This window comes from Streptomyces sp. NBC_01508, from assembly GCF_045040315.1.
Lineage (GTDB): Bacteria > Actinomycetota > Actinomycetes > Streptomycetales > Streptomycetaceae > Streptomyces.
The window spans coordinates 2,991,379-3,009,200 of record NZ_CP109419.1; the positions used below are offsets into that span (position 1 = coordinate 2,991,379).

The following is a 17,822-nucleotide window of genomic DNA, read 5'->3' on the forward strand; positions in this document are numbered from 1 at the left end:
TCCGGCGCTGGTTTCGCCGCGATCGTAACGCGCGTAGATGTCATATAAAGCGCTGTACGGCAGCCGTTATCGGATCGTCGCGAACAGCGCCGCGACGTCCGATTACGCGAAGGCACACGGCCGGTTACGAACGGTCGCCGTCGATCAGCGCGGCGGCGGTGAAAAGCTCCACGCCGACCTGAATCGCCCGTTCGTCCGCGTCGAAATCCCCCCGGTGCAGATCCCGCCGGGCACTGTCGCCCGGAGTCCGTACGCCGAGCCGCGCCATCGCGCCGGGGACCTGCTCCAGATACCAGGAGAAGTCCTCGCCGCCGAGACTCTGCTCGGTGTCCTCGATCGACTGCGCGCCGCGGCGCGCGGTCTGGGCGTCGCGCAGCAGCTCGGCCGTCACCAGGTCGTTGACGACCGGCGGGACCCCGCGTACGTAGTTGATCTGCGACTTGGCGTGGTAGAGCGCGGAGATCTCGTCGATCGCGGCGTGCACCAGGTCCGGCGCCTCGCGCCAGGACTTCAGGTCCAGGCAGCGGACGGTGCCGGACAGCTCCGCGTGCTGCGGGATGACGTTGCAGGCGTGCCCGGCGGCGATCCGGCCCCAGGTGAGCGCCAGCCCGGACCGGGCGTCGACCCGGCGGGCCAGCAGCGCGGGCACCTCGGTGGCGACCTTCGCGGCGGCGGTGACCAGGTCGGTGGTCAGGTGCGGGCGGGCGGTGTGGCCGCCGGGGCCGTCGAGGGCGACTTCCAGCCGGTCGCAGGCGGAGGTGATCGGGCCGGTGCGCAGGCCGATGGTGCCGACGTCCACGCGCGGGTCGCAGTGCACCGCGATGATCCGGCCGACACCCTCCAGGACCCCGGACTCGATCGCGTCGAGCGCGCCGCCGGGCAGCACCTCCTCGGCGGGCTGGAAGATCAGCCGCACCGGCTGCGGCAGCCGCCCCTCCCGGTCGAGCTCGGCGAGAACCAGCCCGGCGCCGAGAACGGCGGTGGTGTGCACGTCGTGCCCGCAGGCGTGCGCCCGGTCGGGCACGGTGGAGCGGTAGGCCACCCCGGCCTTGGTGTCCGGGATGGGCAGTGCGTCGATGTCCGCGCGCAGGGCGAGCATGGGGCGTACGCCGGAGGTGGCGCTCGTACCGTCGCGCGTGCCGATGTCACAGAAGAGCCCGGTGCCGGTGTTGAGCACCTGCGGTACGAGGCCGGCCTGCTCCAGGCGGTGCTTGAGGGCGGCGGTCGTACGGAACTCCTGGTTGCCCAGCTCCGGGTGCATGTGCATGTCGCGGCGGAAGGCGATCAGCTCGGTACGCAGTGTTTCGGACAACGTGCCGGGCAGCGCCGCCGCGCTGGACTCACCGGAGAGGTCGGCTTCGGACTCGCGGGACATCAACTGGTTCACCTGTTGAAGGGTAGGCCCCCCGAGGGGGCGGCTGCCCGACGATCAACAAAAATTCAGCCACTCAGAGGAAGAAACCCGGGCCCGGATGGCATAGCGGCGGAACGCGGCGGGTATACCCGTCCGGCTCCTCCCGCTATGGCCGGCGCACGCGGCCCCGGGCGGCGACGGGCCGCTGTGGACATACGGCTGCCGGCGACTCGCCGCCACCGGCCCGGAACCCGTTGTAACCGTCCTTCTCCGATTGCTACGTTGCGCCGGAGGGATTCAAAGGGCTTCATTTGAGGGCGAGTTCGGAGGAAGGACGCCACAGATGGCGTGGGACGAGTGGGAACGACTGAAGTCGGACGCGGCCGGCAGACAGTCCACCGAGATGCGACTCAATCAGGCTCCCGGGGCACCCGGGAACGGAAGTCAGGGCGATCTGGTGGTCAACCGCGACGACCTGGGCCGTATCGGTAACGACGCGTACAAACTGCGGGTCCAGCTCTCCAAGGACGGGGACCACGCGCGTCCCGCCACCCACGACGCGGCGATCGCGCTGACCAACGGGCAGTTCACCAGTGGTTCCGCGCTGCTCAAGGTGAATGACCGGTGGCAGACCCACCTCAAGACGCTGCTGGACGCGTGTGCGCGGATCTCGAACCATCTGGACTTCACCAAGGCGCGGCATGCCGAGGACGAGGTGAAGATCGAGGGTGACATCGCCACGATCTCGGCACTGACGGATTACATGAAGTGACGCACCACACGCGGGGAACGACGGGGGACGTTCGGCATGCTGACGTACGAGGACATCATCAACGCCCCGGTGGCGAAGCTGAAGGCCGCCGCCGACAAATGGGAGGCGATGAAGGCCATGCTGGACGGGCTGGCCGAGGATGCCCAGGACGGCATGAAGGCCGCGGCGAACAGAGCCGCGTGGCAGGGCGTCAACGCGGGCGTCACCAAGGAGTTCATCGCCAAGACGGCCAAGGAGTTCACGGACGCCGCTGCCGAGGCCAAGGGCGTGACGCAGATCCTTGACGACGGCTACGCGGCCATCAAGACCGCCAGGGACCAGTTGCTGAACATCCGGGACGACGAAGGGCCGGCGGCCGGCATCCACGTGGACGCCAAGGGCAAGGTCACCCACCGGAACTCGATCCAGGAGCTCACGCCGTATCAGCGCGCCCATGACCCGGGCTACCAGGAGATCCTCCAGCGGGAGAAGCGGAACATCGCCGCCTGGCAGGCGAAGATCGACCGCATCGTCGACAACTGCGACGACACCGACGTGGCGTTCAAGAACGCCCTTGAGGCCAACGTCACCGACCGCAAGGACTTCAGCGGCCCGACGTACACCAAGCTGGACCAGGAGGAGGCCGCGCGGGCCGCCGCCCTGGCCGGCAAGGGCCGTGGCCTCACCCACACCGAACTCCAGGCGCTCAACGAACTGCTGGCGGACAACAGCAAGTCCGTCGAGTTCTCGAAGAACTTCTACGAGAAGCTCGGCCCGGAGAAGTCCCTCGCGTTCTTCGGCCAGCTATCAACAGACACCTACCGGTCCGGCCAGGTCGACAAGGGCCGACTCAAGGGCATCCAGGAACTCCAGAAGAACCTGGGGCTCAACCTGGCCAGCGCCTCCCACGACAGGGCGTTCACCGCGGAGTGGGGCCCGGAGCTCCGCAAGATGGGCACGGAACGCATTCCGCTGTCCAAGTACGACAACAGCGGGCCGTACGGGTACCAGTTGCTCGGCGGGATCATGCGGTACGGGAACTACGACCCCAAGTTCCTCAACCCCATCGCCGAACACGTGATCCAGCTACGGCAGAAGGACCACGGATTCTTCTACGGGTCGAAGGGGCTGCCCGGACCCGAGAATCCGCTGAACCCCTCGGGTGTCAACGGTTCGGGCTACGACCCGGTGATCAGCATGATGGAGGCCCTGGGGCACAGCCCGGAGGCCGCGAAGGAGTTCTTCTCCGCCGCTCCCACCGCCTACAACGAGGACGGCACCCCGAAAGGTGGCACCGCCGACCTGGGCAAGAACAAGGACGGGGAGACGATCACCAACTACCTGGACTACTTCCAGAACGAGGACTACGACCCGTTCTTCGACATCACGGGTCATGACCGCGATGACCAGGAGAAGTCCGTGAAGTACATGCCCGACGCGCTCGGGAAGGCACTGGAGGCGGCGACCACCGGACACGCCTGGGACGATCCCTCGCCCACGCTCAAGCGGGACGAGGTGACGGCGGGCATCATGAAGGAGGTCATCGACAGTTACGGTTCGGATTCGGGTCTGCTGGGTCGGCACGAAGCGCTGAAGGACAACCTGGGGCGTATGGGTGCCGCATATATCGACGACCTGAACTACTCCACGTACAACTTCGGGTCGGTCGGCGACGAACTCGGGCGTGACTCGCTGTTCGCAAACAGCAGTGATGGTTCCGGGCGGACCGACTTCGGCGAAGCCGCGAGTCGCCGGTTCATGGTTGTGGTGGCAGCCGATGAAGAGGGCTGGAAGTCGTTGTCATCAGCACAACAGGTCTACGAGGCGAGCGGGCTGAAGACATTCGGATCCGAGCACCAGGATTCCGCATTGATCTTCGGATCCAACGGGGCAAAGGTACATGGGATCCTCGATGAATCGCGCATTGAAGGAATTCATCAACAGTTCAAGGGCGAAGAGGATGCCAAAATACTTGAGATGGAAAAGGATGCCGAGTGGAGGAAATTCGGGGTCAGTTCCGGCGTAGGCGCTGTGGTGGGTGTCGGTACTGCGGTAGTCCTGGGTCCCGCCGCAGGCGTAGTAGCCGCTACGGCAGTTCCTCTCGTCATGGATACCGCGACTGCGGCAATTGACACCGGATACGCCGGCGAGACGATGGACTACCTGAAGCAGCGCGAATATGACAACAATGACGACGCCCTGACAGGGATTGACAAGTTCAAGGCTGTAGGGGAGCAAGGCGCTGTTACCCCCCTGCTCAACTACGCGGACGACGTCGGCATGTCGGCACACGATAAGCGGCAGCTTGCCTTGGATATCGAGACCTATTACGGGAACGGCAAAATCGCGGCCAGCGATCAGGGGAGGGTCAAGTGATGATGCTGCGCAACCCGAACCGGCTCACCGCCATCGCGGTTCTGGTCATCGGCGGTCTTCTTTCGGGATGTTCCGGGGGCGAGGACCGCGCAGAATCCCCGGAACTGGGGCGGTGCAAGTCGTTGCTCGGTGCCGGGAACGTGGAAGCGGCCGTCAAGACGATGAGCGGAAGCGATGTCGAGGTGAGCGGAACACCTCAGGCGGATGTACTCGTGGACGGTCTGGTACGGGAGGCGAAGCAGTGGCAGAAGTCGGATCTGCTGCACAACTCCTACACTGGTTGCCGAATGGATGCGTTCGAGGGAGACCAGAACAGCGGCACCGTTGATGCAACGGTGAAGTGGTCCGTTCTCTCACTCGGGTTGCTGAATGATCCGAAGAACAGCCGGACGTGGCGTCAGGTGAACAAATTGGTGTATGTGGCACCGGAGCCTGGGCCGGCCCGAATGCAGTTGCTCGCGGCATGCGCGGTGCACGGAGCAACTGCGTCGCAGTCGTCCGACCTGCCGCTCCAGTTCGACGTGTCGGGTGCGAGCCTCGGAGCGGAACTCCGGTGGGAGTTGCTGAGGGCGTTCGCTCAGTCGGTGACGGAAGAAATGGGGTGCACAACGCCCCCCGTCATTCCCTCCGTAGTGCCTGCGGCCACGTAACCGGTGAGCGGGAGTAGGTGTGCACGGGTGAGGCGAGGTCTGACGGCCGCACTCTCCGGCCCGACGCCACTTCGTCGCAAAGCGACCGCAGGGCCACGGTTGCCTGTCCAGCACCTCAGCGCCCCGGCCTCGCCCCGTACCGCCGACCACGTCTCCGATGACTTGTTCAGCGGCCCCGAGAGCGGCAGCGCCACCGACCTCGGCCCAACCGGACCGTGTCAGCATGCCGAGGACGAGGTGAAGATCGAGGGTGACATCGCCACGATCTCGGCACTGACGGATTACATGAAGTGACGCACCACACGCGGGGAACGACGGGGGACGTTCGGCATGCTGACGTACGAGGACATCATCAACGCCCCGGTGGCGAAGCTGAAGGCCGCCGCCGACAAATGGGAGGCGATGAAGGCCATGCTGGACGGGCTGGCCGAGGATGCCCAGGACGGCATGAAGGCCGCGGCGAACAGAGCCGCGTGGCAGGGCGTCAACGCGGGCGTCACCAAGGAGTTCATCGCCAAGACGGCCAAGGAGTTCACGGACGCCGCTGCCGAGGCCAAGGGCGTGACGCAGATCCTTGACGACGGCTACGCGGCCATCAAGACCGCCAGGGACCAGTTGCTGAACATCCGGGACGACGAGGGGCCGGCGGCCGGCATCCACGTGGACGCCAAGGGCAAGGTCACCCACCGGAACTCGATCCAGGAGCTCACGCCGTATCAGCGCGCCCATGACCCGGGCTACCAGGAGATCCTCCAGCGGGAGAAGCGGAACATCGCCGCCTGGCAGGCGAAGATCGACCGCATCGTCGACAACTGCGACGACACCGACGTGGCGTTCAAGAACGCCCTTGAGGCCAACGTCACCGACCGCAAGGACTTCAGCGGCCCGACGTACACCAAGCTGGACCAGGAGGAGGCCGCACGGGCCGCCGCCCTGGCCGGCAAGGGCCGTGGCCTCACCCACACCGAACTCCAGGCGCTCAACGAACTGCTGGCGGACAACAGCAAGTCCGTCGAGTTCTCGAAGAACTTCTACGAGAAGCTCGGCCCGGAGAAGTCCCTCGCGTTCTTCGGCGCGCTCGCCACCGACACGTCCACCTACGGCAAGGTCGACGGCCAACGGCTCAAGGACGTACAGGAACTCCAGCGAAACCTGGGGCTGAACCTGGCCACCGCCTCCCACGACAGGGCGTTCACCGCGGAGTGGGGCCCGGAGCTCCGCAAGATGGGCACGGAACGAATCCCGTTGTACAAGGGCGACTCCAACGGGGCCTACGGGTACCAACTCCTCGGCGGCATCATGCGGAGCGGGAACTACGACCCGAAGTTCCTCAACCCGATGGCCGAACACGTGGCACAGCTCCATCAGAAGAACCCGTACCAGTTCAGTCCCTTTGGGATGGGCACGTTGACGAACCCGTTCAACCCCTCCGGCGTCAACGGCGCGGGTTACGACCCGATGACCGCCATGCTGGAGGCCCTCGGCAACAGCCCGGACGCGGCGAAGCAGTTCTTCACCGACCCCCCGACCGCGTACAACGAGGACGGCACGGTCAACAAGGGCGCGACGGCCGACCTCGGAAAGGCCGACGACACCCCTATCGCCAACTACCTCGACTTCTTCGGCACAGAGAAGTGGGAGGGCTTCCCCGACACCAACGAGCACAACCCAGCTGGCACCCCGAAGAACCACATGCCCGACGCTTTGGGCAGGGCGCTGGAGGCCGCGACCCTCGGCTACCCGGCGGGACACCCGGACGGCGATGTCGTCCGGGACGCGGACAACGCGGCGATCATGCGGACGGTCATGGAGAAGTACGGCTCTGACCCGGAATTGCTCAAGGAGCAGGAGGCGCTGGCGGACAGCCTCGGCACCATGGGCGCGGGGTACATCAACGACATCAACTGGGCCCTGGCCGGCACCGGCCCGGGCAGCGTCTTCAGCGGGGGGCCGACGGAAGGCCGCATCGACTTCGACTATCCCCCCGGCGGCGACGGCGAGAGCACCGTCCGCGATTTCCTCAGCGCCGTGGGTCAGCACCCCGACGCTTACGCCACGCTCTCCACCGCCGAGCAGGTCTACACCCGCAGCGTGCTGGAGGCTCAGGTCGGACCGGGCGGGGTCGATGAAGGAGGTGCCAGGACCGCCATCCGTGTCGGCTCCGAGGTGCAGGGCATGCTCGACCAGACACGCGCCGACCAGGTGATAGCCGACAACCTCGACAGCCATGAGGAATTCGAGAAGGCGGTTGCCAAACGCGCTGGTTTGATCGAATTCGGGACGGCTGTCGGGGCTGGCGCTGCTGTCGCCTTCCTGCCCGCCGCTCCAGCGGTGGGCGCGGCTGCGGTCCTCATCCCGCTCGCGTCGGACACCGGCCCACCCCTGGTCGAAGGGACCGTCAGCCAGATCGTCGGTGCGATCTCCGAGAAATCGGTGGACGAGAACGAGGACAAGGTCAAGGAATTGAACGAAAACGAAAGGCGCGCGATCTATTTCTCCGGTGAAGGTCGGGCCATGGCACCGATGGACGAATTCCTGGCACGGAATGGAATAGACCCCGAGGGCAAGTTCGGCGCTGATCTCACCGAATCCCAACTGGCCGGCTATGAAAAGGGCAACAGTCGCGCCGCACAGCAGGGCCACGACCCGGAAACCGGCTGAAGGCACCCGTCCACCGTCACCACGACGTCTACGGAGAAAGATGCTGATGATGACCACCCGCCGGAGCACGTACGGGCTCCTCTGCGTGGCCGTGGCCGGTTCCCTGGGATTCGGGGCCGTGGGCTGCGGCGGATCCGACGAGACGGACAGGAACGCGGCCGACGAGTCCGTGACGGCCGACAAACTGTGCGCCGTGGGAGCCGTGAACAAGGCCGCGGTCGGTGCACTCGAAGTCATCACCGGTGCGACCTTGTTCGCTCCCACCGGCGGGGAATCCGCTGTCGCCGCCGCAGCCGGGGAGTTGACCCGCGAGGCCGCACCCGTGGGCTCCGGAACCGGAGAAGTCTGCAGCATTTATCCGCGTCCCGAATCCGGTGGCCCGGCCGCTGAGATTCGCGTCGTCTGGAGACTGAGCAGCACACCTCCGAAGGAAGACACCGCCCTGAAATTCACCAGGCTTCCCATGGGCGAGAAAGCCGGTGCGGCTCACGACTCCGCGTTCGTCACGTTCCCTTGCTCGCCGAAGGACGAGTCTCGCGAATTCCCCGACCATGTCAGTGTCTGGGCGCGATCACAGGCAATGCCCACGGAGGCCGAGGGGGATGTGCGCCCCCTCAAGAACGCCTACGCAACCGTCGCCCACTCCTTCGCCATGGCCATGGCCAGGGAACTCGGCTGCGAGGAAAACGGCGGGCTGAAAGCCAAGCCGTCGCTCATCCCGGCCTCGTAGCCGCCGGGCTGGGCGGCTGCCCGCCCCCTCACGCGGAGGCGGGCAGCCTCGGCAGCCGGTGGACGTCCTTCGCCGTTCCCGTGACGCCCGACAGGAAGCCCTGGGCGCGGGGGGAAGCGGTGGACTTCAGCCATTCCGGGGCGATGTCCCATACCGCCACCCGCACGCCCGTGCCGGCGAGCGCGAGCGGCAGGGTGTGGACGACCGTCGACGGGAAGCTGAGCACGGTCGAACCGATCGGGCCGCGCCGGGCGATCAACTCCAGTGGGAGGTCGGGGCGGACGATCTCCAGGCCCGTCTCCGTGGCGAGCCGGTGCAGCTTCTCCACGCTCTCCCTGCGGTGCGCGAAGTACCGTGTCGCGCCGTGGGTGCGGGCGAGCGAGCCGACCGCCGTCACGTACCGCTCCAGGTCGACCACGCCCGTCTCGACGAGCGAGGTGCCGACCATGTCGGCGCCCTTGGTGATCCGGGGCGGCCCGAAGGTGGCCTTGGTCCATTCGAAGGTGTTGGCCGTGACCGTGATGCCCTCCGGGGCCTGAACCGGCATCGAGGTGAAAACCTCGACGCCGCGGGTGCGCGACGGCGTGAGCCGGCGCCGCGCGACGGCGGAGACCGGCGCGAGCGCCAGCTCGCGCGGTCCGCGCCGGCCGCCGCGCCGGTGCCAGCGCACCAGCGGCTCGCCGTGCACGAGTTGCGCGATGAACTCCATCGTCGCCGTCCCGTCGTCCACGACGGTCAGCTCCTTGCTGCTGACGAGGGTCAGCAGGAGCTGTACGTAGCGGGAGAACGGGTCCCCGATGACGATCCGCTCCGCCTTGCGCAGCAGGGGAGCCAGCTCCCGTATCGTCCGCAGCGGCGCGCCCGCGCCGCCGCGGGCCTCCTGCCAGCGCACGGTGAAGCCCGCGTCACGGGCCAGCTCGGCCATCCGCCTCAGCTGGCCGCGTGACATGGGATCGGTGGGCGACAGGACGACCACGGTGAGTTCCGCACCGGTGGCGCTCGCCCGCGCCCACTCCAGCACGTTCAGGAGTTGGACCGGGCTCTCCACGAATGCGATGGCGTGAGGGGACGGGCCGCACACCTCGGCGGGACGGCTCATGGCTGTCAGACCGCCACGGGCTGTGCGTCGTGCGCGGCCTCGGCGACGACGCCGGTGACGCGGCGGAGCTTCTTCATCGGGCCCAGCTCCGACTCGTACACCTTCTTGACGCCGTCACCGAGGGACGCCTCGATGGTGCGGATGTCGCGGACGAGGCGGGTGAGGCCGCCCGGTTCGACGGACGCGGCCTGGTCGGAGCCCCACATGGCGCGGTCGAGGGTGATGTGGCGCTCGACGAAGGCGGCGCCGAGGGCGACGGCGGCGAGGGTGGTCTGGAGACCGGTCTCGTGGCCGCTGTAGCCGATCGGCACGTTCGGGAACTCGGCCTGGAGGGTGTTGATGACCCGCAGGTTCAGCTCCTCGGCCTTGGCCGGGTAGGTCGAAGTGGCGTGGCAGAGAAGGATGTTCTCGCTGCCCAGCACCTCGACCGCGTGCCGGATCTGCTTCGGCGTCGACATGCCCGTGGAGAGGATGACGGTACGGCCGGTGGCGCGCAGGGAGCGCAGCAGCTCGTCGTCGGTGAGGGACGCGGAGGCGACCTTGTGCGCGGGCACGTCGAACTTCTCCAGGAAGGCGACGGCCTCGGTGTCCCACGGCGATGCGAACCAGTCGATGCCGCGCTTCGCGCAGTGCGCGTCGATCGTGGCGTACTCGGCCTCGCCGAACTCCACGCGGTGGCGGTAGTCGATGTACGTCATCCGGCCCCAGGGGGTGTCCCGCTCGATGTCCCACTGGTCGCGCGGGGTGCAGATCTCCGGGGTGCGCTTCTGGAACTTGACGGCGTCGCAGCCGGCCTCGGCGGCGGCGTCGATCAGCGCGAGCGCGTTGTCGATGTCGCCGTTGTGGTTGATGCCGATCTCGCCGGTCACGTAGACGGGGCGGCCGGGACCCGCGGAGCGGGTGCCGAGGGTGCGCAGGCGGGAGTTGGTGCTCATTGGGGGGTCCTTAGCTGGTCGAGATGACGGTGATGGGACGTGGGGGGTTCGTGGGGGTGCTGACGTCGAGACCGGGACCGAGGAGCCAGCCGGCGATCTCGCGGATCGCCCCGGCGCCGCCGGGTGTTGTCGTGACGGCACGCGCCGCCGCGCGTACCGCGTCGTGGGCGCTCGCGACGGCCACCGGCCAGCCGGCGAGCGCGAAGCACGGGAGGTCGTTGACGTCGTTGCCGACGTACAGCACCCGCTCGGGGGTGATCCCGTGCTCGTCGCACCACTGCTTCAGTGCGAGGTCCTTGCGGTCGATGCCGTGGAGCACCGGCACGCGCAGTTTGCGGGCGCGTGCGGCGACGACCGGGTTCTGCTCGGTGGACAGGATGAGCAGTTCCAGGCCGGCGCGGCGGAGTGCGGCGATGCCGAGGCCGTCACCGCGGTGTACGGCGACGGTCTCGCGGCCCTCCGAGTCGACGAGCACCCGGTCGTCGGTCTGGGTGCCGTCGAAGTCGAGGACGACCGCGTCGATGTCGGCGCGGCCGGGGAGCGCGGGGGTGTCCAGCAGCGGCGCGAGTGCGCGGGCGCGCTGAAGGTCGTGCGGGTCGTCGATCTCCAGCACCCGCTCGGGGTCGGTGGAGACGAGTTCCGTACGCCCGAAGAAGCGGTGTCCGGCCTCGCGGAAGCCGTCGGCGCGCATCGCGTAGGCGGCGCCGGTCTCCAGGAACTCCTGGGGGCGGTCCTGTCTGCGGGGCCGGTTCGACTTGTCGTGGTTGACGCCGAAGCCGTCGCTCTCGGCGCGCCAGATGAAGCCGTGGGTGGGCGCGACGGTCAGCGCGCTGTCGGCGCCGGCCTCGGTGACGGCGGACACGACGCCGTCGAGGTCGCCGGGGGTGATGAAGGGGCTGGTGCACTGCACGAGCAGGACGACGTCGGTACGGTGCGCCGTGCCGCGCAGGGCGCCGTAGGCGTCCATGGCGTGCAGGACGGCGGCCTCGCTGGTCGCGGTGTCGCCGGCGATGGCGGCCGGGCGCAGGACGACCTCGGCCCCGGCGGCGCGGGCGGCGTCGGCGATGGCCGGGTCGTCCGTGGAGACGACGACGTCGGTCACCTGGCGGGCGGCGCGGCAGGCGCGGACGGCCCGTACGACGAGGGGGACGCCGCCGACCTGTGCGAGGTTCTTGGCGGGGACGCCCTTGGATCCACCGCGGGCGGGGATCACGGCGAGGACGGTCATGGACGGGTCTCCTTGGTTCGCTGCGTGGTGCCGGTTGTGGGGCGCGGGGGTCCGGGCGGCCGGGTTCCAGGCAGCCGGGTTCCGCGCGGCCAGGCCCTGGGCGGCCGTCTTCCGCGCGGGAACGGGCCGCACATCCAGCCCGTCCGGCGATTGAGGACAACCCGGCCAACGGCCCGAACCGATCCAGCCCGTCCGGCGATCGAGGACGAACCGGCCCACCGGACGGACCCGGTGAACCTCTCCGGCCACAGCACCGGTCAGCGCCCCGCCCACCGCCACCCCGCGCCCCGTCACCCCGCGCCCCGTCACAGCTCGCCCATCCGGCGGATCGCCGGGGCCACGCGCTGGACGCCGTGCCGGTAGGCGCCGCGGGCCGCCGCGCGGACCGTGTCGCGGACCACGCGCCGTACGCCGGTCGTCCCGGCGGTCGCGGCGCGGCTGGCCTCCGTCAGCGGGGTGCCGTCCGGTGCCAGGTGGTAGCGGGCGAGCAGGCCCGGCAGATAGCCGGGTGCGGTGGTCGCCGTGTAGTACGGGGTGATCGGCGGCAGTTCGCCGTCGGCCAGCAGTTTCGCGACGCGTTCGCGGGCCGCGTCGAACGCGGAGGCGTACGAACCGTCGGCGGCGACGCCCTGCCGGTCGGCCCACACGGGGTCGGCCTTCGGCCGCTGCCCGCCGTCGAGTTGGTCCCAGGAGGCGAGGCAGCCGGAGCCGATGAAGTGGTGGTTGCCGAGCGGTTCGCGGATCCCGAGGTCGGTGAGGATCGCGGTGGGGACGCGACGGTGCAGCGATTCCAGCGCCGCCGTCGACGAGACGGTGACCAGCAGGTCGGTGCCGTCCAGGACTTCGCCCATGTTCCCGTACACCAGGCGGAAGTTGGGCGGCAGGCCGCCGGGCAGCCTCTCGGCGAGGCGCTGGTACGGGTACTCCTCGACGTGCGTGGTCTGCTCCCCCACGCGGCTGCGCAGCTTGAGCAGCACTTCGCGGCGCGGGTGCAGCCTGGCGTGCTCGACCAGCCGTCGCAGCAGGTACGCGCGGTCGGCGCGGGTCAGCGGGACGGACGGCTGGGCCGCGAACACGATGGTGTCCCTGCCCTCTTCGGGGGCGTACCGCGCGCCGCCGAGGAAGGGCAGCGCGGCCTCGGTCACCGAGTCGGACCCGGCGCCCACCCCGTCGTACACGGCGCGGAAACGCTGCGCGTCGTGGCGGGAGTTGGCGAGGACGAGGTCGGCGCCGTGGCGCAGCAGGAGCCCGTCGGACAGCTTCTCGTAGACGACGCCGACGTAGCCGGTGACGAGCGCGGGCCGGTCGGGCAGCCCGAGCGCGGATATCCCGTGCAGCATCGCCTGGACGGCGCCGCCGACGAGGGCGAGGACGATGACGTCGTACGGCTCCGCGCGCAGCACGTCCAGGAATTCGGTGCCTGTCATCTCGCGCAGCGCGTCGGCCTCGGCCCCCACCTCCGCGAGCTGGCGGGCGGTGGGCGTGGCTCGTCCGCGCAGCAGGAAGCCGCTCAGCTCGATGTCGCGGTCGTCGGGTGCGATGCGGCGCGCGGTCAGCGCGCCCCACTTCCACCGTGTGTCGGAGTCGGCGAGCACGGCGACCCGTAGCGCTTTGCTGGTACGTGATGGCACGTGTTGGACGTTAGGAAGGCAGGGAGCTTGGCGGCCCAACGCAGCGGCAATAAATGGTTAACAGCGGGTCGACGGAGAGCGAAATGGCCCGGGGACGGATCGGGAACGGGCTTGGTCAACCCTTCCGCCATCCGTCGTTCATCTCGCATCCTCGCGGAAGTCGAAACGAATGACGGGCCGCCGCCTAACGTCACCGGGGTGGTCAAGCTCTCTGTCGTCGTGCCGTTCTACAACGTGCGGACATACGTCACCGAAACCCTCCGAAGCCTTGTCGCGAACGCGCGAGACGATTTCGAGTTCCTGCTCGTCGACGACTGCTCGACCGACGGGACGCCGGAGCTGCTGCGCCGCGCGGAGCGCGAGCTGCCCGGCGCGGTCCTGCTCAGACACGAGAAGAACTGCGGACTGGCCACCGCGCGCAACACCGGGCTCGACGCCGCACGCGGTGAATACGTCACCTATCTCGACGGCGACGACTGGGTGGCGCCGGGCTACTACGAGCAACTGCTGGCCACCATCGAGGACTTGGGCTGCGACTTCGTCCGTACGGACCACGTCCAGTTCACCGGCAGGGCGCGGACGGCGCACCGGGTCCCGGTCGGCCCGCGCGGTGAGGTCCTGAAGCCGCGCGACACGATCCTGCCCGCCGACCGGACCACGTCCGTGGACTACGCGTACGCCTGGGCCGGCATCTACCACCGGCGCCTGGCCGACCGGGGGCTGCTGCACTTCACGGACGGGCTGCGGACCGCCGAGGACCGGCCGTGGATCTGGCGGCTGCACCGGGAGGCGGATTCCTTCGCCGCCGTGGGGCTGCTCGGGATCTTCTACCGGCGCGGGGTCGCTTCGTCGCTCACCCAGATCGGCGACGTACGGCAGCTGGATTTCATCCGCGCATTCGACCAGGTCGTCGAGGAAACGGCGGCGGACCGCGAGGGTGAGCGTTTTCTGCTGAAGGCCGTAAGGACTTATCTGGCCATCATTTCGCACCACTTGGGGGCGAGGGAAAGGTTCGAACCGGCCGTGGCGCGGCAATTGCGCGCGATGAGCGCAGCCGCCATGAAACGGCTGCCGCAGGACGTACTGGGAGAAGCGCTGAACTCGATGGACCTGGACCGTTCCACCCAATTGCGCAGACTGCGCGGACCGCGCAGGCGCCAGGGCGCGGCCGGGAAGGCGGCGGCCTGATGACGACCTCTTCCCACCGCCGTACGACGCGCGTCTTCTACGCCTCCACCCTGTACGGCGCCGCCACGCTGGCCGCCGCGATCGACGCGGGGCTCTTCCAGGCCGCCGACCGGAGCGTCCTGGTCGTGAGCAACAACGCCGGTACGCCCGAACTCACCCCGGCCGTCCACGAGATGCCGGGCTTCGAGCGGCTGCGCCACCGCTTCGACTCGGTGCTGTCGTGGAACGAGACGATCGCGCCGTTCCATCCCGGCGGCTGGGTCCCCCGGCCGGACGACCTGCCTATCTGGGAGCGCCATCTGCGGCTCGCCTGGGGCCTGGGCGACGACACGGTGGAGCTGGTCCTCGAATCGATCCAGGTCAGCCCCGCGCTCACACTCGCGGAGATCTTCACGGCCGCCCGGATCGAGGTGTACGCGGACGGGCTGATGAGCTACGGCCCCACCCGCAACCGGCTGGACCTCCAGGTGGGCGCGCGGGTGCGCAGGCTGCTGCACCTCGATCTCGTACCGGGCCTGGTGCCGCTGCTGCTCACCGAGTTCGGCGTCCCGTCGCAGGCGGTGCCGACGCCGGACTTCCTGCGGGTGCTGGACCAACTGGGCGACACTGCGGAGGACTTCGGGACTCCCGCCGTACGACCCGCGCTGCTGCTGGGGCAGTACCTCGCCGCGCTGGGCATCATCAGCGAGCACGAGGAGGAGGAGCTGCACCTGCGCATGGTGCGGGGCGCGGTCGAACTCGGGCACACGCGTGTGGTGTTCAAGCCGCACCCCACCGCGCCGGTGCTCTGGTCGCGCCGGCTGGAGGAGGAGGCGTCGAAGCTGGGCGCCCAACTGACCGTGCTGGACGCCCCGGTGCTCGCCGAGGTGCTGTACCGGCGGCTGAAGCCGGCGCTGGTGGTGGGGTGTTTCTCGACGGCGCTGTTCACGGCGTCGGCGTTCTTCGGTATCCCGGTGGCCCGCACGGGCACGGATATGCTGCTCGGCCGGCTCTCGCCGTACCAGAACAGCAACCGGGTGCCGGTCACGCTGGTGCACGCGCTGGTCCCGCCGCTGGACGACGACGGCCCGAGCGTCGGCCGGCCGGACGACGGCGGTACGTACCGGCCCGAGCCGAACCCCGCCGAGCTGGTCGCGGCCGTCGGTTTCGTGATGCAACCGCAGATGCACCCGGAGCTGCGGCCGGCGGCGGAGAGCTTCCTGGCGGGACGGCTGGACCCGCACACGCTGCGGTACTTCAAGCGCCGCCGGCTGACCACGCTCGGGCTGCCGGGCGCGGTCGGCCCGCAGCTCGTCCGCATCCCGCAGAACGCGACGGCGCGGCGCGTGGTGCGCCGCGCGAGGCGCCTGCGCCGGGCGGTGCTGCGCCTGCGCGCCTGAAAGCCCCATCCGGCGCTTGAGAGGACACCCACCCACCGGGCAGCACCCGCCCAACCCCACCCGGCGGCCACCCCCAGCCCCGCCCGGCAGACACCCTGCCCGGCCGCCACCCCCAGCCCGTCCGGCGCTTGAGAGGACACCCACCCACCGGGCAGCACCCGCCCAACCCCACCCGGCGGCCACCCCCAGCCCCGCCCGGCAGACACCCTGCCCGGCCGCCACCCCCAGCCCGTCCGGCGCTTGAGAGGACACCCACCCACCCGGCAGCACCCGCCCAACCCCACCCGGCGGGCACCCCACCCGGCGGCCACCCCCAGCCCGTCCGGCGCTTGAGAGGACACCCACCCACCGGGCAGCACCCGCCCAACCCCACCCGGCGGCCACCCCCAGCCCCGCCCGGCAGACACCCTGCCCGGCCGCCACCCCCAGCCCGTCCGGCGCTTGAGAGGACACCCACCCACCCGGCAGCACCCGCCCAACCCCACCCGGCGGGCACCCCACCCGGCGGCCACCCCCAGCCCGTCCGGCGCTTGAGAGGACACCCACCCACCGGGCAGCACCCGCCCAACCCCACCCGGCGGCCACCCCCAGCCCCGCCCGGCAGACACCCTGCCCGGCCGCCACCCCCAGCCCGTCCGGCGCTTGAGGACACCCACCCACCCGGCAGCACCCGCCCAACCCCACCCGGCGGGCACCCCACCCGGCGGCCACCCCCAGCCCGTCCGGCGCTTGAGGACACCCACCCACCGGGCAGCACCCGTCCAACCCCACCCGGCGGGCACCTCCAGCCCGTCCGGCGCTTGAGGACAACACCCCAGCCCGCCCGGCGTTTGAGGGCATTGAGAGCCCGATTCACCCTTTCGGCAGATAGCGACCCATTGATCCATTTGGCGGTAATTGACGGAAAGTCGCATTCTCTTCCGCCTCGCCCGCGTTGTTACCCGCGTGGAACCACGTGAACTCTGGGATCGGAACAGCGTCCTCGCCGAAGCCTTCTGCGCGAGCGACGAGCAGGTGCGGCAGGCCCAGGCCGTACTGGACGGGGCGCAGGCGGAGCGGAGCCGGACGCTCGCCGCGTTCGCCGTCACCGTCGGCAACGACGGGGCCGTAGCGGACCTGATGGGACTGAACGAACGCGAGGTACGGCTGGCGCGGCGCACGGTCGGCAAGAGCGACGCCCGCAGCGTCGCCGAAGAGCTGCTGGACCGCTACCCGCAGGCGCACACGCAGCCGATTCCGCAGGCACAGACGCAGGCGGCCACCGCGCAGCCGGTGGCGCCGCCCGCGCAGCCGGCGGAGGAGCAGTACATCGAACACACGCAGGCGCCCCAGATGTATCAGCAGCACCAGGGTTCGCAGGGGTCTCCGACAGAGGTCCACCTGCCGCATCCGCGCACCGAGAGCAGCCCGCTCCAGGAGATGGCCTACCACCAGGACTCGGCCTCGCCCGTGCTCCACACGTCCGAGGCCGAGAGCAACCCGGTGGTCTGGTCGTCGAGCATGGACTCGGTGCTGCTCTGGAGCTGGCAGTCCGGTCTCGACCTCCAGACGGTGGCCGGCGAACTGGGCCTGGACATCCGTGCGTTGCTGCTGCGCGTACAGGCCCTGGCCGACAACGGGATGCTGACCCCGTCGTCCACCCAGACCGCCGCCGAGGCGAACAGGTCGGGCCGCCACCGCAGACACCACGAGGAGGCGTACGCGGCGCTGTTCAGCCCCACGGCCACGTTTCCGACGCAGGTGCATTACTGAAGCCTCTGCGCCCGTCCGGCGATTGAGGACACAGCGCAGCAGCCCGTCCGGCGACTGAGGACAGACCGTCCGCCGGACGGGCGGCCCG

Annotated in this window: 14 protein-coding genes; 9 read left to right on the top strand and 5 right to left on the bottom strand. The window is 69.4% G+C overall.

Annotated features, from left to right (window positions below; translation table 11 throughout):
• Positions 1 to 124: 124 nt before the first annotated feature.
• Positions 125 to 1,375, bottom strand: a complete 1,251-nt coding sequence (locus OG700_RS13595; protein ID WP_405621688.1) for an amidohydrolase — start codon at positions 1,373 to 1,375, stop codon at positions 125 to 127.
• Between the two features lie 322 nt (positions 1,376 to 1,697).
• Here OG700_RS13595 and OG700_RS13600 point away from each other — a divergent pair, with 322 nt between their 5' ends.
• The 6 genes from OG700_RS13600 to OG700_RS13625 all read left to right on the top strand — a co-directional run bounded on the left by OG700_RS13600 (position 1,698) and on the right by OG700_RS13625 (position 8,522).
• Positions 1,698 to 2,126 carry a hypothetical protein gene (locus OG700_RS13600; RefSeq protein WP_405613228.1) on the top strand — a complete coding sequence of 143 codons (429 nt, stop codon included), beginning with the start codon at positions 1,698 to 1,700 and terminating at the stop codon, positions 2,124 to 2,126.
• Positions 2,127 to 2,162: 36 nt separating this feature from the next.
• Complete coding sequence (locus tag OG700_RS13605; protein WP_405613230.1) at positions 2,163 to 4,481, top strand: hypothetical protein; 2,319 nt, start codon at positions 2,163 to 2,165, stop codon at positions 4,479 to 4,481.
• The gene (locus OG700_RS13610; RefSeq protein ID WP_405613232.1) at positions 4,481 to 5,131 is read left to right on the top strand and encodes a hypothetical protein; all 651 of its coding nucleotides are present in this window, start codon (positions 4,481 to 4,483) and stop codon (positions 5,129 to 5,131) included. The genes OG700_RS13605 and OG700_RS13610 overlap by 1 nt, the downstream gene beginning before the upstream one ends.
• A 99-nt stretch (positions 5,132 to 5,230) precedes the next feature.
• Complete coding sequence (locus OG700_RS13615; RefSeq protein WP_405613234.1) at positions 5,231 to 5,425, top strand: hypothetical protein; 195 nt, start codon at positions 5,231 to 5,233, stop codon at positions 5,423 to 5,425.
• A gap of 36 nt (positions 5,426 to 5,461) precedes the next feature.
• Complete coding sequence (locus OG700_RS13620; protein WP_405613236.1) at positions 5,462 to 7,792, top strand: hypothetical protein; 2,331 nt, start codon at positions 5,462 to 5,464, stop codon at positions 7,790 to 7,792.
• Positions 7,793 to 7,883: 91 nt separating this feature from the next.
• Entirely contained in the window at positions 7,884 to 8,522 is a 639-nt protein-coding gene (locus OG700_RS13625) for a hypothetical protein (RefSeq protein ID WP_405613238.1), read from the top strand.
• A gap of 28 nt (positions 8,523 to 8,550) precedes the next feature.
• Here OG700_RS13625 and OG700_RS13630 read toward each other — a convergent pair whose 3' ends face one another.
• The 4 genes from OG700_RS13630 to OG700_RS13645 form a co-directional block, all read right to left on the bottom strand.
• A complete protein-coding gene (locus OG700_RS13630; RefSeq protein ID WP_405613240.1) occupies positions 8,551 to 9,621 on the bottom strand; it encodes a hypothetical protein in 1,071 nt (356 codons plus the stop codon).
• A 5-nt stretch (positions 9,622 to 9,626) separates the two neighbouring features.
• Positions 9,627 to 10,556 carry an N-acetylneuraminate synthase family protein gene (locus OG700_RS13635; protein ID WP_405613242.1) on the bottom strand — a complete coding sequence of 310 codons (930 nt, stop codon included), beginning with the start codon at positions 10,554 to 10,556 and terminating at the stop codon, positions 9,627 to 9,629.
• 10 nt (positions 10,557 to 10,566) lie between these two features.
• Positions 10,567 to 11,784, bottom strand: a complete 1,218-nt coding sequence (locus OG700_RS13640) for a cytidylyltransferase domain-containing protein (RefSeq protein ID WP_405613244.1) — start codon at positions 11,782 to 11,784, stop codon at positions 10,567 to 10,569.
• Positions 11,785 to 12,089: 305 nt separating this feature from the next.
• On the bottom strand, positions 12,090 to 13,415 hold the full coding sequence (locus OG700_RS13645; RefSeq protein WP_405613246.1) for a DUF6716 putative glycosyltransferase: 1,326 nt from the start codon (positions 13,413 to 13,415) through the stop codon (positions 12,090 to 12,092).
• A gap of 198 nt (positions 13,416 to 13,613) precedes the next feature.
• Here OG700_RS13645 and OG700_RS13650 point away from each other — a divergent pair, with 198 nt between their 5' ends.
• From OG700_RS13650 to OG700_RS13660, 3 genes are all read left to right on the top strand, one after another.
• Positions 13,614 to 14,603, top strand: a complete 990-nt coding sequence (locus tag OG700_RS13650; RefSeq protein WP_405613248.1) for a glycosyltransferase family 2 protein — start codon at positions 13,614 to 13,616, stop codon at positions 14,601 to 14,603.
• Positions 14,603 to 15,982 carry a polysialyltransferase family glycosyltransferase gene (locus OG700_RS13655; RefSeq protein ID WP_405613251.1) on the top strand — a complete coding sequence of 460 codons (1,380 nt, stop codon included), beginning with the start codon at positions 14,603 to 14,605 and terminating at the stop codon, positions 15,980 to 15,982. The genes OG700_RS13650 and OG700_RS13655 overlap by 1 nt, the downstream gene beginning before the upstream one ends.
• 945 nt (positions 15,983 to 16,927) lie before the next feature.
• Positions 16,928 to 17,734, top strand: a complete 807-nt coding sequence (locus tag OG700_RS13660) for a hypothetical protein (protein ID WP_405613253.1) — start codon at positions 16,928 to 16,930, stop codon at positions 17,732 to 17,734.
• The last annotated feature ends 88 nt before the right edge of the window (positions 17,735 to 17,822 follow it).